The organism is Pseudomonas sp. NyZ480 (assembly GCF_029537255.1).
Classification (GTDB): Bacteria; Pseudomonadota; Gammaproteobacteria; order Pseudomonadales; family Pseudomonadaceae; genus Aquipseudomonas; species Aquipseudomonas taiwanensis.
In genome coordinates, this window is record NZ_CP120626.1 from 5,363,129 (window position 1) to 5,381,112 (window position 17,984).

Genomic DNA, 17,984 nt, shown 5'->3' on the forward strand with positions numbered 1-17,984 from the left:
GGCGCATCGTTAGCGATACAAAATCCATACAGATATTCATCAATGCACGGTCGTCGCTGGCTGTTCTGCTCTATATACTGCCCACTCGTAGGAAAAAGGTTGGTCCAACTGTGGGATGTTGTGCGAAAACGCCGGTCACTATGCTCAGGCGGTTTCGCAGAGTTTCCCTACGGCCGCCCAGCAAAGCGAAATCAGCGTAGTATGTTTCGAGCTGAATCGTTTTCACGGCCTTGCGCCATACCAACGAAGCGTCACGGGTCAGAGGCCCCACCGCATGATTGAGCTCGAACAAGAAGATCCTATTCCGCAAGGCGACCTGGCCTTGCAAATCACCGCACTCCCCCGCGAAACCAACGGTTTCGGCGACATCTTCGGCGGTTGGCTGGTTGCCCAGATGGACTTGGCCGGCACCGCCATGGCCAGCCGCGTCGCCGGCGGCCGGGTTGCCACGGTGGCCATCGATCGCATGGCATTCCTTGTCCCGGTGGCCGTCGGCGCGCAGCTGTCGTTCTATACCCAGACCCTGGAAATCGGCCGCAGCTCGATCCAGATGATGGTGGAAGTCTGGAGCGACGACCCGCTGTCCAGCGAATGGCGCAAGGTGACCGAAGCGGTATTTGTTTTCGTGGCCATCGATGGCAGCGGCCGCACCCGCTCTGTGCCTCGTCGCTGAGCCTGGCGAGCGGTAAACTCATTGCAAGTCACAGGGTCCAAGACCCACAGGCATTCAATGAGACGAGCGCAATGGCTACCTTCAAGGTCGAATCCGAGCAACATGGCGAACTCAACTGCTGGCGCATCACCAGCGACCGCGCCGAATTACTGATCGCCCAGCAGGGTGCGCAGATCCTCAGCTACCAGCGCGTGGGCGAGCCACCGCTGCTGTGGCTGAGCGACCAGGCCATCTTCCGAAAGGACAAGTCGGTGCGCGCGGGGGTGCCAGTGTGCTGGCCGTGGTTCGGCAATCTGCAGCGCAACCCCCAGTCGGTGCAGGCCATGTACCGTGGCGAGCAGCCGCCTGCCCATGGTTTGGCGCGCACGCGTGACTGGCAATTGCTGGGTATCGAAGAAGTTGGCGATGGCCTGCGCATCGAGTTCGAGCTGCCCGAGGCAAAGGGTGAACTGCCCGGCTGGCCTCATGAAGTCGAACTCAAGCTTGTGGTGGAGCTGGACCAGGACCTGACGCTGACGCTGACCAGCTGTAATCAGGGCACTACCCCGGTCACCATCAGCCAGGCCCTGCACAGCTACTTTGCGCTCAGCGATGTGCGACAGGCGCGGGTCGAAGGCGTCGAGGGGCTGAGCTACATCGAGACCCTGGCAGACTGGGAGCAACGCCAACAACAGGGTGCACTGGGCTTCACCGGCGAGACCGACCGCATCTACCTGAACACACCCGCTCGACTGAGCATCGTCGATCCACACTGGAACCGGCGCATCACCTTGAGCAGCCAGGGTTCACGCTCGGCGGTGATCTGGAACCCATGGACCGACCGCGCCCGCGAACTGCCAGACATGGCCGATGATGGCTGGCAACGGATGCTGTGCATCGAGACGGCGAACGTGTGGGATGACGTAGTGGAGTTGGAACCTGGGGCCAGCAGTTCGCTGCAGGTCCGGGTGGGTAGTGACACGATCTGACAGCCTGCGCCTAGCTCATGGGCCTCTTCTAGGGTTCTCTCGCGAAGAGGCCGGCGCAGGCACTCAGAGGTCGGCGTCTTCAACCACCCTCACCTGCCCCGCATCCATCGCATACGCCGCATCGGCCAGGTCATTGCTGACCTTCTCCACCTTCAGCTTGCCGCTGACCCAAAGCGGGGTGTAGATATCGTCGATCTTCAGTCCCTTCGGGTAGCGCACCAGCACCAGCTGGTTGGGCGGCGGCGGTGGCACGTGGATGCAAGCTCCTGGGTACGGCACCAGGAAGAACAAGGTGCTGTTGCCCTTGGCATCGCTTTCCAACGGCACCGGGTAGCCACCCAAGCGGATTTCCCGGCCGTCCATCGCCGCCACGGTCTTGGTCGAGTACATCACCGCCGGCAAGCCCTTGCTCTGCTTGAGGCCGCCCTTGTCGGTGAAGGTGCCCATGGCCTCCGGCGAGTTGTGGTCGATCTCGGGCATCTGCTCGAGCGCTTTCTGATCCGACTTGGGCATCAGCTCCAGCCAGTCGGTCTCGGGCAGTTCGGCATGGGCCAGGGTACTGGCCAGAAGCAAGGGAATGAGAAAAAAGGCTCGCATGAAATGCTCGGCAACTCGGATGAATTGCCGGGCATTCTACCGCCTATTCAACGCTTCTTGATGAATCCATAGATCACCAGAAGGACGACGGCACCTACCAGCGCTCCGAAGAAGCCTGCAGCCTGGCCCGCCTGGTAGATCCCCAAGGCCTGCCCACCGTAGGTGGCGAGCAAGGAGCCGGCGATACCCAGCAGGATGGTCATGATCCAGCCCATGCTGTCGTCCCCTGGCTTGATGAAGCGCGCCAGCAGGCCAACGATGAGGCCGATGAAGATAGTTCCAATGATGCCCATGGCAGTCCCTCTGCAGTGAAGATGGAACAAGCCAAAGCCTAGACAGCGCTTTGGCTTGTTGCCATTTCAGAGACCCTGCCCGTAGCAGAAGTTCGATCAGTTGCTGATCAGCGCCTCTACCTCGGCGATTTTGCTCTTGAGGGTGGGCATGTCCTGGCAGCGCAATGTGGCGTGACCCACCTTGCGTCCGGCCTTGAAGGCCTTGCCGTAGTGATGCAGGTGGCAATCTTCGATAGCCAAGACCTTGTCGACCGCCGGGACTTCGCCGATGAAGTTGAGCATCGCGCTCTCACCCACCTTGGCGGTCGAACCCAGTGGCAGGCCGGCAACGGCGCGCAGGTGGTTCTCGAACTGGCTGCATTCGGCGCCTTCGATGGTCCAGTGCCCGGAGTTGTGCACCCGCGGGGCGATTTCGTTGGCCTTCAGGCCACCGTCGACTTCGAAGAACTCGAACGCCAGGACGCCCACGTAGTCGAGCTTCTGCAGTACACGGCCAACATAGTCTTCAGCCAGCGCCTGGAGCGGGTGAGCCTCGCTGGCCACCGACAGACGCAGGATGCCGCTCTCGTGCGTGTTGTGCACCAGCGGGTAAAAACGGGTTTCGCCATCCCGGGCACGCACGGCCACCAGCGAGACTTCGCCGGTGAACGGCACGAAGCCTTCGAGCAGGCACGGTACGCTACCCAGTTCGGCGAAGGTGCCGACCACGTCCTCGGGCGTGCGCAGGACCTTCTGGCCTTTGCCGTCGTAACCGAGGGTGCGGGTCTTGAGCACCGCCGGCAGGCCGATGCTGGCCACGGCAGCGTCCAGATCTTGCTGCGAGAGGATGTCGGCGAAGGCTGGGGTCGGGATGCCCAGGTCACGGAACATGCTCTTCTCGAACAGGCGGTCACGGGCGATGCGCAGGGCCTCGGCGCTCGGGTACACCGGTACGAATTGCGACAGGAAAGCCACGGTCTCGGCCGGGACGCTCTCGAACTCGAAGGTCACCAGGTCGACTTCGTCGGCCAGCTGGCGCAGGTGGTCCTGGTCGCCATAGTCGGCACGCAGGTGCTCGCCCAGTGCGGCGGCACAGGCGTCCGGCGCCGGGTCGAGGAAAGCGAAGTTCATGCCCAGCGGAGTACCCGCCAGAGCCAGCATGCGGCCCAACTGGCCGCCACCGATTACACCGATCTTCATGGGTTCAGCCTCAAGCCTGACGTGGATCTGGATTGTCCAGGACGGTCTCGGTCTGCTCTGTGCGGAACTGCTTGAGCGCTGCATGGTACTGAGGGTACTTGGCGCCCAGGATGCTCGCCGACAGCAAAGCGGCGTTAACAGCTCCGGCGCGACCGATAGCCAAGGTAGCAACCGGTACGCCGGCAGGCATCTGCACGATCGACAGCAGCGAGTCCACGCCCGACAGCATCGACGACTGCACCGGTACGCCCAGCACCGGCAGGTGGGTCTTGGCCGCGCACATGCCTGGCAGGTGGGCTGCACCACCAGCACCGGCGATGATCACCTCGATACCACGCCCTTCGGCTTCTTCAGCGTACTGGAACAGCAAGTCCGGGGTGCGGTGGGCGGAAACCACCTTCACTTCATAGGGAATGCCGAGTTTTTCCAGCATATCGGCGGTGTGGCTAAGGGTGGACCAATCGGACTTGGAGCCCATGATCACGCCAACCAGTGCACTCATCGTCGAGCCTCTCCTGCAAGCGCCTTCAGGCGCGCTAAAAGCAACAAGCCACGCAGGTCGACCGGCGTGGCTTGTCATACGGATTCTGAATCGACCTAGCCGGCCGAAGGCGCGGGATTATAGCGTATAGCGAAGCAGCCCGCCCACCCCCACAAGCACATGTCGGATCAAAGGGCAAGCTGTCTCGCGGGACAACTTTTTACCCCCTAATGATTCAGAGTGCAGGGTCCGCCTGGTTACCGGCCGACTCCAGTTTGCGCCACAACAAACGCACGTTGGCCTTGCGCACCAGGGCGCAGCGGTACAAGCGTATTTCCAGCGGAACATGCCACTGGCTACCACCACAGACCACCAGTTCGCCCCGCTCCAGTTCACCCCGCATGGAAAGCCGCGGCACCCAGGCCACGCCCATTCCTTCCAGAGCCATGCTCTTGAGACTGTCGGCCATGGCCGTTTCGTAGACCGTGGTGTAGCGCAGGTTGCGTTGACGTAGCAGCAGGCTCACCGACCGCCCCAGGAAGGCGCCGGCACTGTAGGCAAGCAGCGGCACGCTGCTGTCACCATCGAGGTCGAACAAAGGCTTGCGATCTGCGCCCACCGCGCACACCGGCAGCATTTCCGTGGTGCCCATGTGCAGCGACGGGAAGATCTCGGCATCCATCTGCAGGGCGGCATCCGGGTCATAGAAAGCCAGCATCAGGTCGCAGCCACCCTCACGCAAGGCATGCACGGCATCCCCCACGTTGGTGGCGACCAGGCGCGTGGCGATGTTCAACCCATCGTTGCGTAACTGTGCCACCCAACGGGGGAAAAAGCCCGATGCCAAGGAGTGCGCCGCAGCCACCTGGATCACCTCACCCTGCCCACCTTCAAGATGATGTAAATGGCGGAGAACTTCGCTCAACTGGTCGACAACCGTGCGCGCCGTGACCAGAAAAAGCTGTCCTGCCTCAGTCAGCTCGATGGGCGTGCGGGAACGATTCACCAAGGTCAAGCCCAGGGCAGCTTCGAGGCTGCGGATACGACGGCTGAAGGCTGGCTGGGTGACGAAGCGGCGCTCTGCCGCCTGAGAAAAACTACGTGTGGCGGCCAGGGCACTGAAGTCTTCCAGCCACTTGCTTTCGAGGTTCATCGACTACTCCGCAAGGCGTGCACCAAAATGGAACACGCTCGATTGTCAATCGGCGTCACATCAAACCGTATGCCGTTTATGCATAGGTTAGCGTGCAACAGCATTGGCCGCAAAATCGCGGCAGCCCTAGGATTGGCGCCATTCCGGCATGTGCCGGGTCAAAATCGAGATGATATCCATCATGTCCTCCGCTGCATCGTTCCGCGTCGAAAAAGATCTGCTTGGTACCCTTGAAGTCCCTGCCGATGCCTACTACGGCATCCAGACCCTGCGCGCTGCCAACAACTTCCACCTCTCCGGTGTTCCGCTGTCGCACTACCCGAAGCTGGTCGTGGCCCTGGCCATGGTCAAGCAGGCCGCTGCCGACGCCAACCGTGAGCTGGGTCACCTGAGCGATGCCAAGCATGCTGCCATTACCGCAGCCTGCGCCCGCCTGATCAAAGGCGACTTCCACGACCAGTTCGTGGTGGACATGATCCAGGGTGGTGCTGGTACTTCCACCAACATGAACGCCAACGAAGTCATCGCCAACGTCGCACTGGAGGCCATGGGCCACCAGAAGGGTGAGTACCAGTACCTGCACCCGAACAATGACGTGAACATGGCTCAATCGACCAACGATGCCTACCCGACCGCGATCCGCCTGGGTCTGCTGCTGGGTCACGACGCCCTGCTGGCCAGCCTCGACAGCCTGATCCAGGCCTTCGCCGCCAAAGGCAAGGAATTCGACCACGTACTGAAGATGGGTCGTACCCAGCTGCAGGACGCCGTGCCGATGACCCTGGGCCAGGAATTCCGCGCCTTCGCCACCACCATGACCGAAGACCTGCAGCGCCTGCGCTCGCTGGCTCCGGAGCTGCTGACCGAAATCAACCTGGGCGGCACCGCCATCGGTACCGGCATCAACGCCGACCCTGGCTATCAGGCCCTGGCCGTGCAGCGCCTGGCGACCATCAGCGGCCAGCCGCTGGTACCGGCTGCCGACCTGATCGAAGCCACCTCCGACATGGGCGCCTTCGTGCTGTTCTCCGGCATGCTCAAGCGTACCGCGGTCAAGCTGTCGAAGATCTGCAACGACCTGCGCCTGCTGTCCAGCGGCCCACGCACCGGCATCAACGAGATCAACCTGCCGGCACGCCAGCCAGGCAGCTCGATCATGCCAGGCAAGGTCAACCCGGTTATCCCGGAAGCCGTGAACCAAGTCGCCTTCGCCATCATGGGCAACGACCTGGCGCTGACCGTCGCCGCCGAAGGTGGCCAGCTGCAGTTGAACGTGATGGAGCCGCTGATCGCCTACAAGATCTTCGACTCGATCCGCCTGCTGCAACGCGCCATGGACATGCTGCGCGAGCACTGCATCGTCGGCATTACCGCCAACGAACAGCGTTGCCGTGAACTGGTCGAGCACTCGATCGGCCTGGTCACCGCCCTGAACCCTTACATCGGCTACGAAAACGCCACCCGTATCGCCCGCGTTGCCCTGGAAACCGGCCGCGGCGTACTGGAACTGGTGCGCGAAGAACAGCTGCTGGACGAAGAGATGCTCAACGACATCCTGCGTCCGGAAAACATGATCGCTCCACGTCTGGTTCCGCTGAAGGCGTAACCGACCGCTTGAAACGTCTCACCAGGTCGAGGGACTAGACACCTCTCAACCTTTCAAGGGCCCTAGCGCACGCTTAGGGCCCTTTTTTTATATCAAATTCAACGGGTCGGACGGGTCGTCCTCAGCGTCGAGCATGGCGAGGATGTCACTGTGCTGTGAGTGCCTGGCTCGGGCTTGTAAATCACACCAGCCAATAAGAAAAGTTTGGCGGTAGCTCACTTACCTACGTGAACGTATTCGATTGCTCTTCAAAACAATTGGTCTGTAACCATGCTGCGGTCACCACAACGACTCGTTTCAAACAATATTTCATTTCACACCCCCTAGCGCCGAACGGCGCAAACCGTCGCATCCGCTGAAAATGCGTCTCGGGTGTTTCCTCCGGCCACGGTGGTAAGCGGGCAGCTCAGCCGGGGCCAAGCTGGCCAACCAACCCCAATTCTGCTGCGGCGTCGAACGGTCAGGCTCGGCCAGACTTGGCTCGCCAGGCATCACCCGGAATGCCACTGGGCCAGCATTAGACGATTAGGCGGCTGGCGTCTGGCTATGAAGCGCGCACCATCGGTCGCTGCCCAGGGCGGCCATCAACTCGCGGCGAGTGAATGCTTCGCCATCCAGCACCACAATGACTTCACGCCCCTGGGCACGCTGCGGGGCCATCCACGGCCACACATCGAGGCCGTATTTGGCGTCGTACCCGTCTAATTCACTTCTATCGCCGTTGTTAAAGTGAAAAGGCACGCTAATTGCTCCAGAATCTGCCCAGCCCAACGGGATTCCGAGCATGCTGCACAGCCACCTCACCACCCTCAACGCGGTTTCGCTGATTCTCAACCTCTTCCAGGAAGAAGGTTGCGAGGCTGCGTCGCTGCTGGCCGGCAGTGGCATAGGCCCGGCAGACCTGGGGCATCCCGATGCGCGCATCACCACCCAGCAGGAGCTGCAGGTCTGCGCCAATGCTGTGGCTCGGCGCGAGGATATCGGCCTGGAATTGGGCCGGCGGATGCATGTGTCGTGCTATGGCATGCTCGGTTACGCCTTGCTCTCCAGTGCCACTTTGGGTGACGCCCTGCGCCTGGCGTTGCGCTACCCGGCACTGCTGGGAACAGTCTTCCAGCTGCGCCTGGTGGATGATGGCCAGCGCGTCTGGTTCAGTGCCAGCGACTACCGCGACAGCCCAGCGCTGGCGGCCTTCAATGCCGAGTTCTGCCTGGTGTCGCTGAAAGTCATCTGCGATGACCTGCTGGGACGCACGCTGCCGCTGCTTGGTGCCCGCTTCGAACACCGTCGGCCCGTCTACCATGCGCTCTATACCGGTGCATTCCAGTGTCCGCTGGGTTTCGATGCCGAGGACAATGCCTTCGCCTTCGAGCGCCGCTGGCTAGACACGCCACTGCCACTGGCCGACCCCATCACGCACAAAGCCATGAGCGAGCGTTGCCGGCGCCTGAACCTGGAGTTCACCGGTCGCCAGGCCTGGCTCGGGCGCATTCGCCAATTACTGCTGCAACAGCTGGATGCCGCACCTGGGTTGGACGGCCTGGCGCGGCAGATGAACTGTTCATCGCGCACCCTGCGCCGGCACCTGCAAGCGCTGGGCTGCAGTTATCAACAACTGCTGGATGAGCTGCGCTTCGAGCGGGCCAAGCAGCTGCTGGCCGATGCGCAGATGCCGATCTACCGGATCGCCGAAACCCTGGGATTTAGCGAAACAGCGAGCTTTCGCCATGCGTTCCAGCGCTGGAGTGGTGTGGCGCCAAGTCATTATCGAGGCTGACGGGTCTTATCGCCGGCAAGTCGGCCCATGGGTCGTTGAACGGCCAACGAGCTTGGCCACATCTATCCCCTTTTGGCCGTTTGCGTCGTTCTCCACCCCAGGCCTGCCCATGACAATGGGCCTACGCCAGTAAAACCGGAGAACAACAATGCTGACGATCTATTCCGATGATCATCGCCTGCACCACGGCCGCTGCGAGCTGATCGACGGCAAGCTGATGCCTTGCTTCGAAATGCCATCGCGCGCCGATCATGTGCTCGAACGCGTGAAAAAGCGCAACCTCGGCGAGGTAAAAGGGCCGAGCGACTTTGGTCGTGCGCCATTGCAGCGCATCCACAGCGCCGAGTACCTGAACTTCTTCGAAGGTGCGTGGGCACGTTGGGCCGCATTGGGTCACGAGGGCGACTTGCTGCCCTTCACCTGGCCCGCCCGCACCTTGCGCCAGGTCAAGCCCACTGGCCTGCATGGCGAACTGGGCTACTACAGCTTCGACGCTGGCGCCCCGATCACAGCCGGGACCTGGCAGGCGGCCTACAGCGCCGCCCAGGTAGCCCTGACCGCCCAGGCCGCCATCGTCGAAGGCGCACATTCCGCCTTCGCCCTGTGCCGTCCACCGGGGCACCACGCTGCCGCCGAAGTCATGGGCGGATATTGCTACCTGAACAATGCCGCCATCGCCGCCCAGGCCTTCCTCGATCAAGGCTATGGGAAAGTGGCGATCCTGGATGTCGACTACCACCACGGCAACGGCACCCAGGACATCTTCTACAGCCGCAACGATGTGTTCTTCGCCTCGATCCACGGCGACCCACAAGCGGAATTCCCGTTCTTCCTCGGCTACGCCGACGAAACCGGCGAGGGTGCGGGTGAAGGGTGCAACATCAACTATCCACTGCCGGCTGGCAGCGACTGGGCAGCCTGGAGCGCCGCATTGGAAGACGCCTGCCTACGCATCGCCAGCTATGACGCGGACGTGCTGGTGATCTCCCTTGGCGTGGACACTTTCAAGGACGATCCAATCTCCCAGTTCAAACTGGACAGCCCGGACTACCTGGAAATGGGCAAGCGCATCGCCGCCCTGGGCAAGCCGACCTTGTTCGTGATGGAAGGTGGCTACGCTGTGGAAGAAATCGGTATCAACGCAGTGAATGTGCTGGAAGGCTTCCAGCAAGCACAACCAGGAGCCCGGTAATGGTCCGACTCAAGCGTCTGCTCGCCCCGCTCATCGCCGCCACGCTGTTCACCGGCGCCCTCAATGCCCAGGCCGAACAGCGTACCCTGCGCGTATACAACTGGTTCGACTACATCACGCCACAGACCTTGACCGACTTCCAGAAGGACAGTGGCGTCAAACTGATCTACGACATCTTCGACACCAACGAAGCGCTCGAGGCCAAGTTGCTTACCGGTAACTCCGGTTATGACGTCGTAGTACCGTCCAACGTGTTCCTGGCCAAGCAGATCGAGGCGGGCGTGTTCCAGCCGCTGGATCGCGCCAAGCTGCCGAATTGGCAACACTTGGACCCTGCGCTGATGAAGCTGATCGAAGCCAACGACCCTGGCAACAAGTTCGCCGTGCCCTACATGTACGGCACCGTGCTCATCGGTTTCAACCCGGACAAGGTCAAGGCGGCGCTGGGCGACAAAGCACCTGTGGACAGCTGGGACCTGATCTTCAAGGAAGAGAACATCGCCAAGCTCAAGCAGTGCGGTGTCGCACTGCTCGACTCGCCATCAGAGATTCTACCGCTGGCTCTGCAGTACCTCGGCCTGGACCCCAACAGCGGCAAACCTGACGACTACAAGAAAGCCGAAGCCTTGCTGCTCAAGATCCGCCCGCACATCACCTACTTCCATTCCTCGAAGTACATGGCGGACATCGCCAACGGCGATATCTGCGTCGCAGTGGGCTATTCGGGCAGCTTCTCCCAGGCCGCCAACCGCGCCCGCGATGCCAAGAATGGTGTGGTGGTCGATATGCGCCTGCCCAAGGAAGGCGCGCCGATCTGGTTCGACATGCTGGCGATTCCGAAGAATGCGGCTAACCCGGAAGATGCCCACACGTTCATCAATTACCTGCTGCGCCCAGAGGTGATTGCGCCGATTAGCGACTTCGTCGGGTATCCAAACCCGAACAAGGATGCCACCGAAAAAGTGAGCCCGGCTATTCGCAACAACCCCAACCTGTACCCGACAGCGGAGGCGATGACCAAGCTGTATACCCTCAAGCCGTTGCCACGGGATGCGGAGCGGGCACGCACGCGGGCTTGGACACGGATCAAGTCAGGCACCTGAGTCGCTCACTTCGCGGGCAAAGCCGCTCCCCGTAAGGGTATGCCCCCAAGGAAGTGGACCCAAATCCAACCCTCGGGGGCGATATCCTTGAACACCCGTGCCTGTGGGAGCGGATACGCCCGCGAAGTGGCCATCAGCGTCACCGTTGCTTCCATGCCTTGCGCAAGCGCATCAACGCCTCAGCGATCTCCCCTTCTGGCACCGCCGCAAACCCAAGAACCAACCCAGCGCGTTTATCCACAGGCACCTCGCTGTCCTCAAGCCAATAACTGCTCAGCGGATTGACCTCGACCCCCACCGCCTCAGCCTTGGCTACCAGTTCCTGCTCCCGGGCATGGTTATCCACATCTACCTTCACATGAAGCCCAGCCTCGACTTCCGGCATTTCGCCTAGCCCGGGAACATCCACCGGCCATCCCGCCTTGAGCACGTTGCGGCGGCTCAACGCTGCCCGGCGCATGCGCCGGATATGCCGCTGAAAGTGCCCCTGGGCCATGAACTCGGCCATTACGCACTGCGAGCCCACTTCCGAATGCCGCACCGCCAGCGCGCGGCCCTGGCTGAAGGCCTCCGCCAGGCGCGCAGGCAATACCAGATACCCCAGGCGCAAGGCCGGGAAGGCAATCTTGCCGAAGGTACCCACGTACAACACGCGCCCCTGCTGATCGAGGGCGGCCAAGGGTGCCAATGGCGCGCCGCTGTAGCGATACTCGCCGTCATAGTCGTCTTCGACGATCCAGCCCTCGTTGCGTTCGGCCCAGTCCAGCAACGCCAGGCGTCTCGCCAGGCTCATGGTTACCCCCGTGGGGTACTGATGAGCGGGCGTCACATAGGCCAACCGGCAGTCCGTCACCTGCGCCAGTCGTTGGCAGTCCATGCCCTGCTCGTCCACCGCTACCCCAATCACCCTGGCCCCTGCAATGGCGAAGGCGTGACCTGCTGCCCGGTAGCCTGGGTTTTCCACAGCCACCTTGTCGCCGGGCTGCAGCAGCAACTGTGCACAAAGGCTGATGGCCTGCTGCGCGCCATGGGTGATCACAATTTGCTCAGCCGTGCACGAAAGTCCTCGGGAACGACGCATATATGCCGCTACCAGCTCTCGCAAAGCTCGCTCGCCTGCGGGGTCCCCATAGCCGAGTCGCGCGGGATCCGGATTTCTCCAGAAACCCGCTTGCAGCTTGGCCCAGACCTCGAACGGGAAAAGGTCGAACGCGGGAATGCCCACCCGAAATGCCCGTGGCGCGCCACTTTTTGGTGGTGGTAAATGGTTATTTTTCAGACGCTCAAGCGGCTCGCTGGAACGCTCTCGGCTGGATATATCCTCAGTGTTTTTCGATGAAAATGTGGATAACTCTGTTGATAAACCCCGGAATAACCCTGTGGATAGTTGTGTGGATAGTTTTGGCAGCCGACTGACATAGGTGCCATCGCCAACCCGGCTTTCGATGTAGCCCTCGGCATACAACTGGTCATACGCGCGGATCACGCTGTTGCGGGACAACGCCAGTATGGCGGCCAGGTCGCGGGTTGCTGGCAAACGTGTACCACTGCTGAGCCGGCCATCGAGCACCCGTGCCCGCAGTGCCTGATACAGCTGTTGGCTGAGGCCTCGGCGGCGGTCGAGGACGATGCCGGCAGGGTCGAATGGCAATACGAGAGGACGCTCGCTCATGGAATTGGACCTATGAAATCAGCCGTTAATGGCTCTTACTCGGTGCCAATAGCCTGCCTAGGATGGAGTGATTCGACAAGGAACCTCGCCATGTACAACAGCAAGCCTCATCAGGAACATGATCTCCAGCGCCTGCACCAGCACATGCTCGATACACGCCTTGCCGTGCTGGTCAGCCATGGCGAGCACGGCCTGCTGGCCAGCCACCTACCCGTGCTTGTCGAGCCAAGCGAAGGCGAGTTCGGCACCGTCTATGCTCACCTTGCCCGAGCCAATCGCCAATGGCAGGACCTGCAGCACGGCAGCGAGGCAATGCTGGTATTCCCAGGAGCGGACGCTTATGTCAGCCCCAGCTACTACCCCAGCAAAGCCGACAACCCCAAGGTCGTGCCAACGTGGAACTACCTGGCGGTTCATGCCTATGGCTCGGTCGACGTCATCCACGATGCCACCCCTTTGCTGGACATCGTCAGCCGCCTGACCGACCGCCACGAGCAAGGCCGTAACCTGCCATGGAGCGTGACGGACGCTCCCACCGACTACGTGGACGGCATGCTCCGCGCCATTGTCGGCATCCGCATGCCCATTGCCCGCCTGCAGGGAGCACGCAAGCTCAGCCAGAACCGCTCGGAGCAGGACATCGCTGGCGTGCGCGAAGGCCTCAGCGCCAGCGCCGACCACCTGGACAATCAACTCGCGGCGCACATGCGCCAACTCTGAAGGAAAAGCCCCATGACCTGCGTCACCCTGCGCCCCGTCCGCGCCGAAGACCACGCCGCCTGGCTCGCCCTGTGGCAAGCCTACCTGCGCTTTTATGAAACCGAACTGGCAGAGGAGGTCAGCGTCAGCACCTGGCAGCGCCTGCTCGACCCGAACGAGCCTACCCATTCGGCGCTGGCCTGGGTCGATGGCGAGGCGGTCGGGATGGTCAACTGGATCTATCATCGTTCCAACTGGAGCATCGAGAATTCCTGCTACCTGCAGGACTTGTACGTGGACAGCAAGCAACGGGGCCTGGGCATCGGCCGCCAGCTGATCGAACACGTTTATGCCACGGCCAAGGCCGCTGGCTGCATCAAGGTGCACTGGCTGACTCACGAGACCAACGCCACCGCCATCAGCCTGTACGAGCAGGTTGCCGAGCGCCCTGGCTTCATCCAATTCCGCAAAGGGCTGTAGGCTGAGCATGACTGACGCATTGAACTGGAAACCTGCATCTACGCCTACGGCAGAACCCATCGAAGGCCGTTTCATCCGCCTGGAAAAGCTCGACCCAGCGCGCCATGGCGACAACCTCTGGGAGGTGCTGCAAGGCCCAGCCTCGGACCCGCGGCTATGGGACTACCTGCCTTACGGACCCTTCACCGAGCGCGCCACCTTCGACCGCTGGCTAGACAGCAACGCTGCGGGGCGTGACCCGCTCTACTATGCCGTCATCGACCGCCGCAGCGGACAGGCGCAGGGCATCCTGAGCCTGATGTCGATCGTGCCCGATCATGGCCGCATCGAGATCGGTCATATCGCCTTCGGCGCCGCCATGCAGCGCACGCCAAAGAGCACCGAGGCGGTGTACCTGCTAGGCAAGCTGAGCTTCGAGCTGGGCAACCGCCGCCTGGAATGGAAGTGCAATAACGCCAACGCTCGCTCCAAGCGGGCTGCAGAGCGATTCGGCTTCCAGTTCGAGGGCGTGTTCCGCAAGCACCTGGTGGTCAAGGATCGTAACCGCGACACGGCCTGGTATTCGATTACCGATGATGAGTGGCCGCGAGTGGCCGCGGGGTTCGAGCAGTGGTTGAGTGCTGACAACCAGCGTCCCGAGGGCCAGATCAAGACACTCGAGGCGTGCCGCAACGGCTGATGGTGGTACTGGACCGACTTGCCGGCGTCCAGGCAAAAAAAGGGGAGCACCCGCTCCCCAGAGGTTAACCGCTTGTAGATGAGGGCGTATCTCAGCCCTCGATCTCGATCAGGATCTCACCCGGCGTCACACGGTCGCCCTTGGCCACATGGATAGCCACGACCTTGCCGGCGATCGCCGCCTGCACTTCGGTCTCCATCTTCATGGCCTCGGTGATCAGCACCGCTTGGCCGGCCTTGACCACAACGCCTTCCGTGACCAGTACATCGACGATGTTGCCTGGCATGGTCGTGCTGATGTGGCCCGGCGCGCTGGCCTGCTTGCGCTTGCTGCCGCCACCGCTGACGAACTCGTTGAGCGGCTCGAACACCACTTCCTCCGGCATGCCGTCGATCGACAGGTAGAAGTGACGTTTGCCTTCGGCCTTGACCCCCACACCGGTGATGTCGACGCGGTAGGTTTCGCCATGCACGTCGATGACGAACTCGGTCGGCACGCCTTCTCCGCCTGGCGCCGCCGCTGCGCCGGCTTCCGGAATCGGCAGCAGGGCTTCGGGGACCAAGGTGCCGGCTTCACGCTCTTCGAGGAACTTGCGGCCGATGTCCGGGAACATGGCGTAGGTCAGCACGTCTTCCTCGCAGCGCGCCAGGGCGCCGATATCGGCGCGCAGCTTGGCCATTTCCGGCTTCAGCAGGTCGGCCGGACGCACGTCGATCACTTCTTCGCTACCGATGGCCTGGCGACGCAGTTGCTCGTTCACCACGCCTGGCGCTTTGCCGTAACCGCCTTGCAGGTACAGCTTCACTTCGTTGGTGATGGTCTTGTAGCGCTCGCCAGCCAGCACGTTGAAGAACGCCTGGGTGCCGACGATCTGCGAAGTCGGGGTGACCAGCGGCGGGAAGCCAAGGTCTTCGCGAACACGCGGGATCTCGGCCAGCACCTCGTTCATGCGGTTCAGAGCGCCCTGCTCCTTGAGCTGGTTGGCCAGGTTGGAAATCATGCCACCGGGTACCTGGTTCACCTGCACGCGGGTGTCCACGGCGGTGAATTCACTTTCGAACTGATGGTACTTCTTGCGCACGGCATAGAAGTACAGGCCGATTTCCTGCAGCAGTTCCAGGTCCAGGCCGGTGTCGAACTCGCTGCCCTTGAGCGCGGCGACCATCGACTCGGTACCCGGGTGGCTGGTGCCCCAGGCGAAGCTGGAGATGGCGGTGTCGATGTGGTCGGCACCGTTTTCCACCGCCTTGAGCTGGCACATGGCTGCCAGGCCGGCAGTGTCATGGGAGTGGATGAACACCGGCAGCGACTGCTCAGCTTTCAGCGCCTTGACCAGTTCGCCGGTGGCGTAGGGAGTCAGCAGGCCGGCCATGTCCTTGATCGCCACCGAGTCGCAACCCATGGCTTCCATCTGCTTGGCCTGGGCGACGAACGCATCGATGGTGTGTACCGGGCTGGTGGTGTAGGCAATGGTGCCCTGGGCATGCTTGCCCGCAGCCTTGACCGCCTCGATGGCCACACGCAGGTTACGCACGTCGTTCATGGCGTCGAAGATACGGAACACGTCGATGCCGTTGACAGCAGCCTTGGCCACGAAAGCCTTGACCACATCATCGCTGTAGTGACGATAGCCCAGCAGGTTCTGGCCGCGCAGCAGCATTTGCAGGCGGGTGTTGGGCAGCGCAGCGCGCAGCTTGCGCAGGCGTTCCCACGGGTCTTCCTTGAGGAAGCGCACGCAGGCATCGAAGGTGGCACCGCCCCAGACTTCCAGCGACCAGTAGCCGACTTTGTCGAGCTTGTCGCAGATCGGCAGCATGTCTTCGGTGCGCATGCGGGTAGCCAGCAGGGACTGGTGGGCGTCGCGCAGGATCGTGTCGGTTACGTGAATTTTCTTGGACATTATGGAATTCCTCACAGGCCTGCGTGGGCGGCGATGGCGGCAGCGATGGCCAGGGCCAGCTCTTCGGGTTTGCGCTTGATCGAGTAGTTGGTCAGTTCAGGATGGCTTTCGACGAAGCTGGTGTTGAACTGGCCGCTACGGAATTCTGGGTTGCGCAGAATTTCCTGGTAGTACGCGGCGGTGGTTTTCACCCCTTGCACGCGCATGTCGTCCAGAGCCCGCAGGCCGCGGTCCATGGCCTCTTCCCAGGTAAGCGCCCAGACCACCAGCTTCAGACACATCGAGTCGTAGAACGGCGGAATGGTGTAGCCGGTATAGATCGCCGTATCGGTGCGCACGCCCGGGCCGCCGGGAGCGTAGTAACGGGTGATCTTGCCGAAGCTTGGGAGGAAGTTGTTCTTCGGATCTTCAGCGTTGATACGGAACTGCAACGCGTAGCCGCGGTGCTGGATGTCTTCCTGCTTGACCGACAGTGGCAGGCCAGAGGCAATGCGGATCTGTTCACGGACGATGTCGATGCCGGTGATTTCCTCGGTGATGGTGTGTTCCACCTGCACCCGGGTGTTCATCTCCATGAAGTACACCTCGCCATCGGCGAGCAGGAACTCCACGGTACCGGCGTTCTCGTAATTCACTGCCTTGGCCGCACGCACCGCCAGGTCGCCGATGTAGGCGCGCTGCTCGGGGGTCAGCTGTGGGCTTGGGGCAATTTCGATGAGCTTCTGGTTACGGCGCTGGATCGAGCAGTCGCGCTCGAACAGGTGCACCACATTGCCGAAGCTGTCACCGAGGATTTGTGCTTCGATGTGCTTGGGGTTGACGATGCACTTCTCCAGGAACACTTCAGCCGAACCAAATGCCTTGGTGGCCTCGGAAATGACCCGGGGGAAGTTCTGTTCCAGTTCTTCACGGCTGTTGCAACGGCGAATGCCGCGGCCGCCACCGCCGGAGGTGGCCTTGAGCATCACCGGGTAACCGATGCGGTCGCCTTCGCTCAGGGCTTCGTGGATATCGGCAACGTTGCCTTCGGTGCCAGGGGTCACCGGAACGCCAGCGGCGATCATGGTACGGCGCGCTTCGGTCTTGTCGCCCATACGGCGAATGACGTCGGCAGCCGGCCCGATGAACTTGATGCCGCGCTCAGCGCAGATCTCTGCCAGTTCAGCGTTTTCCGACAGGAAACCGTAACCGGGGTGCAACGCATCGCAGCCGGTTTCCACAGCCAGGTTCACCAGCTTGCGCGGGTTCAGGTAACCGGCCAGCGGCTCGGCACCAATGCTGTAGGCCTCATCGGCACGCTTGACGTGCAAGGCATGACGGTCGGCGTCGGAATAGATCGCCACCGAGCGAATGCCCATCTCGGCGCAAGCACGCACGATCCGAACTGCGATTTCACCTCGGTTGGCGATCAGGATTTTTTTTATCACTGGAGTCTTCCCAAAGCCGTAGGAACAGACGAGCCGGTTCTACCGGTCGGCGCGTGACCAGACGTTGATGGCCAGTCGCGTATTCACCCTAGCGCCGAAGGTCGA

General features: G+C 61.9%; 18 protein-coding genes. 9 read left to right on the forward strand and 9 right to left on the reverse strand.

The window, feature by feature from the left end; all coding sequences use genetic code 11:
* Nucleotides 1-274: 274 nt before the first annotated feature.
* Together P3R38_RS24675 and P3R38_RS24680 are read left to right on the forward strand one after the other, a co-directional pair.
* Nucleotides 275-673, forward strand: coding sequence for an acyl-CoA thioesterase (locus P3R38_RS24675; protein WP_003253317.1), 399 nt, complete (start codon nucleotides 275-277; stop codon nucleotides 671-673).
* Between the two features lie 71 nt (nucleotides 674-744).
* Nucleotides 745-1,641, forward strand: coding sequence for a D-hexose-6-phosphate mutarotase (locus P3R38_RS24680; protein ID WP_023383064.1), 897 nt, complete (start codon nucleotides 745-747; stop codon nucleotides 1,639-1,641).
* Between the two features lie 63 nt (nucleotides 1,642-1,704).
* Here P3R38_RS24680 and P3R38_RS24685 read toward each other — a convergent pair whose 3' ends face one another.
* The 5 genes from P3R38_RS24685 to P3R38_RS24705 all read right to left on the reverse strand — a co-directional run bounded on the left by P3R38_RS24685 (nucleotide 1,705) and on the right by P3R38_RS24705 (nucleotide 5,344).
* Nucleotides 1,705-2,238 carry a DUF3299 domain-containing protein gene (locus P3R38_RS24685; RefSeq protein ID WP_023383065.1) on the reverse strand — a complete coding sequence of 178 codons (534 nt, stop codon included), beginning with the start codon at nucleotides 2,236-2,238 and terminating at the stop codon, nucleotides 1,705-1,707.
* 47 nt (nucleotides 2,239-2,285) lie between these two features.
* Nucleotides 2,286-2,531, reverse strand: a complete 246-nt coding sequence (locus P3R38_RS24690) for a GlsB/YeaQ/YmgE family stress response membrane protein (protein ID WP_010955824.1) — start codon at nucleotides 2,529-2,531, stop codon at nucleotides 2,286-2,288.
* Between the two features lie 96 nt (nucleotides 2,532-2,627).
* Complete coding sequence (locus tag P3R38_RS24695; protein ID WP_023383066.1) at nucleotides 2,628-3,710, reverse strand: 5-(carboxyamino)imidazole ribonucleotide synthase; 1,083 nt, start codon at nucleotides 3,708-3,710, stop codon at nucleotides 2,628-2,630.
* A gap of 10 nt (nucleotides 3,711-3,720) precedes the next feature.
* Nucleotides 3,721-4,212, reverse strand: coding sequence for a 5-(carboxyamino)imidazole ribonucleotide mutase (gene purE, locus P3R38_RS24700; protein ID WP_023383067.1), 492 nt, complete (start codon nucleotides 4,210-4,212; stop codon nucleotides 3,721-3,723).
* Nucleotides 4,213-4,426: 214 nt separating this feature from the next.
* Nucleotides 4,427-5,344, reverse strand: a complete 918-nt coding sequence (locus P3R38_RS24705) for a LysR substrate-binding domain-containing protein (protein ID WP_023383068.1) — start codon at nucleotides 5,342-5,344, stop codon at nucleotides 4,427-4,429.
* 181 nt (nucleotides 5,345-5,525) lie between these two features.
* Between P3R38_RS24705 and aspA the strand changes: the two genes are divergently transcribed.
* On the forward strand, nucleotides 5,526-6,950 hold the full coding sequence (gene aspA, locus P3R38_RS24710) for an aspartate ammonia-lyase (RefSeq protein ID WP_023383069.1): 1,425 nt from the start codon (nucleotides 5,526-5,528) through the stop codon (nucleotides 6,948-6,950).
* 525 nt (nucleotides 6,951-7,475) lie between these two features.
* Here aspA and P3R38_RS24715 read toward each other — a convergent pair.
* Nucleotides 7,476-7,691 (reverse strand): hypothetical protein, encoded by a 216-nt coding sequence (locus P3R38_RS24715; RefSeq protein ID WP_277686683.1) that lies wholly within the window; start codon nucleotides 7,689-7,691, stop codon nucleotides 7,476-7,478.
* Nucleotides 7,692-7,734: 43 nt separating this feature from the next.
* Between P3R38_RS24715 and P3R38_RS24720 the strand changes: the two genes are divergently transcribed.
* The 3 genes from P3R38_RS24720 to P3R38_RS24730 all read left to right on the forward strand — a co-directional run bounded on the left by P3R38_RS24720 (nucleotide 7,735) and on the right by P3R38_RS24730 (nucleotide 11,022).
* Nucleotides 7,735-8,727, forward strand: coding sequence for an AraC family transcriptional regulator (locus P3R38_RS24720; RefSeq protein WP_023383071.1), 993 nt, complete (start codon nucleotides 7,735-7,737; stop codon nucleotides 8,725-8,727).
* A gap of 148 nt (nucleotides 8,728-8,875) precedes the next feature.
* The gene (locus tag P3R38_RS24725; RefSeq protein WP_023383072.1) at nucleotides 8,876-9,919 is read left to right on the forward strand and encodes a histone deacetylase family protein; all 1,044 of its coding nucleotides are present in this window, start codon (nucleotides 8,876-8,878) and stop codon (nucleotides 9,917-9,919) included.
* Nucleotides 9,919-11,022: a polyamine ABC transporter substrate-binding protein gene (locus tag P3R38_RS24730; protein WP_023383073.1), complete on the forward strand. Its 1,104-nt coding sequence runs from the start codon at nucleotides 9,919-9,921 to the stop codon at nucleotides 11,020-11,022. The genes P3R38_RS24725 and P3R38_RS24730 overlap by 1 nt, the downstream gene beginning before the upstream one ends.
* Nucleotides 11,023-11,161: 139 nt before the next feature.
* Here P3R38_RS24730 and P3R38_RS24735 read toward each other — a convergent pair whose 3' ends face one another.
* Complete coding sequence (locus P3R38_RS24735) at nucleotides 11,162-12,694, reverse strand: PLP-dependent aminotransferase family protein (protein ID WP_277686684.1); 1,533 nt, start codon at nucleotides 12,692-12,694, stop codon at nucleotides 11,162-11,164.
* Nucleotides 12,695-12,784: 90 nt separating this feature from the next.
* Here P3R38_RS24735 and P3R38_RS24740 point away from each other — a divergent pair, with 90 nt between their 5' ends.
* The 3 genes from P3R38_RS24740 to P3R38_RS24750 are packed head-to-tail and all read left to right on the forward strand — an operon-like array spanning nucleotide 12,785 to nucleotide 14,552.
* Entirely contained in the window at nucleotides 12,785-13,414 is a 630-nt protein-coding gene (locus tag P3R38_RS24740) for an FMN-binding negative transcriptional regulator (RefSeq protein ID WP_023383075.1), read from the forward strand.
* 12 nt (nucleotides 13,415-13,426) lie between these two features.
* Nucleotides 13,427-13,873 carry a GNAT family N-acetyltransferase gene (locus P3R38_RS24745; RefSeq protein WP_023383076.1) on the forward strand — a complete coding sequence of 149 codons (447 nt, stop codon included), beginning with the start codon at nucleotides 13,427-13,429 and terminating at the stop codon, nucleotides 13,871-13,873.
* 7 nt (nucleotides 13,874-13,880) lie between these two features.
* A complete protein-coding gene (locus tag P3R38_RS24750) occupies nucleotides 13,881-14,552 on the forward strand; it encodes a GNAT family protein (protein ID WP_277686685.1) in 672 nt (223 codons plus the stop codon).
* Nucleotides 14,553-14,643: 91 nt separating this feature from the next.
* Here P3R38_RS24750 and oadA read toward each other — a convergent pair whose 3' ends face one another.
* Together oadA and P3R38_RS24760 are read right to left on the reverse strand one after the other, a co-directional pair.
* Nucleotides 14,644-16,452 (reverse strand): sodium-extruding oxaloacetate decarboxylase subunit alpha, encoded by a 1,809-nt coding sequence (gene oadA, locus P3R38_RS24755; protein WP_023383078.1) that lies wholly within the window; start codon nucleotides 16,450-16,452, stop codon nucleotides 14,644-14,646.
* Nucleotides 16,453-16,463: 11 nt separating this feature from the next.
* Nucleotides 16,464-17,879 (reverse strand): acetyl-CoA carboxylase biotin carboxylase subunit, encoded by a 1,416-nt coding sequence (locus P3R38_RS24760; protein WP_023383079.1) that lies wholly within the window; start codon nucleotides 17,877-17,879, stop codon nucleotides 16,464-16,466.
* Between the last annotated feature and the right edge of the window lie 105 nt (nucleotides 17,880-17,984).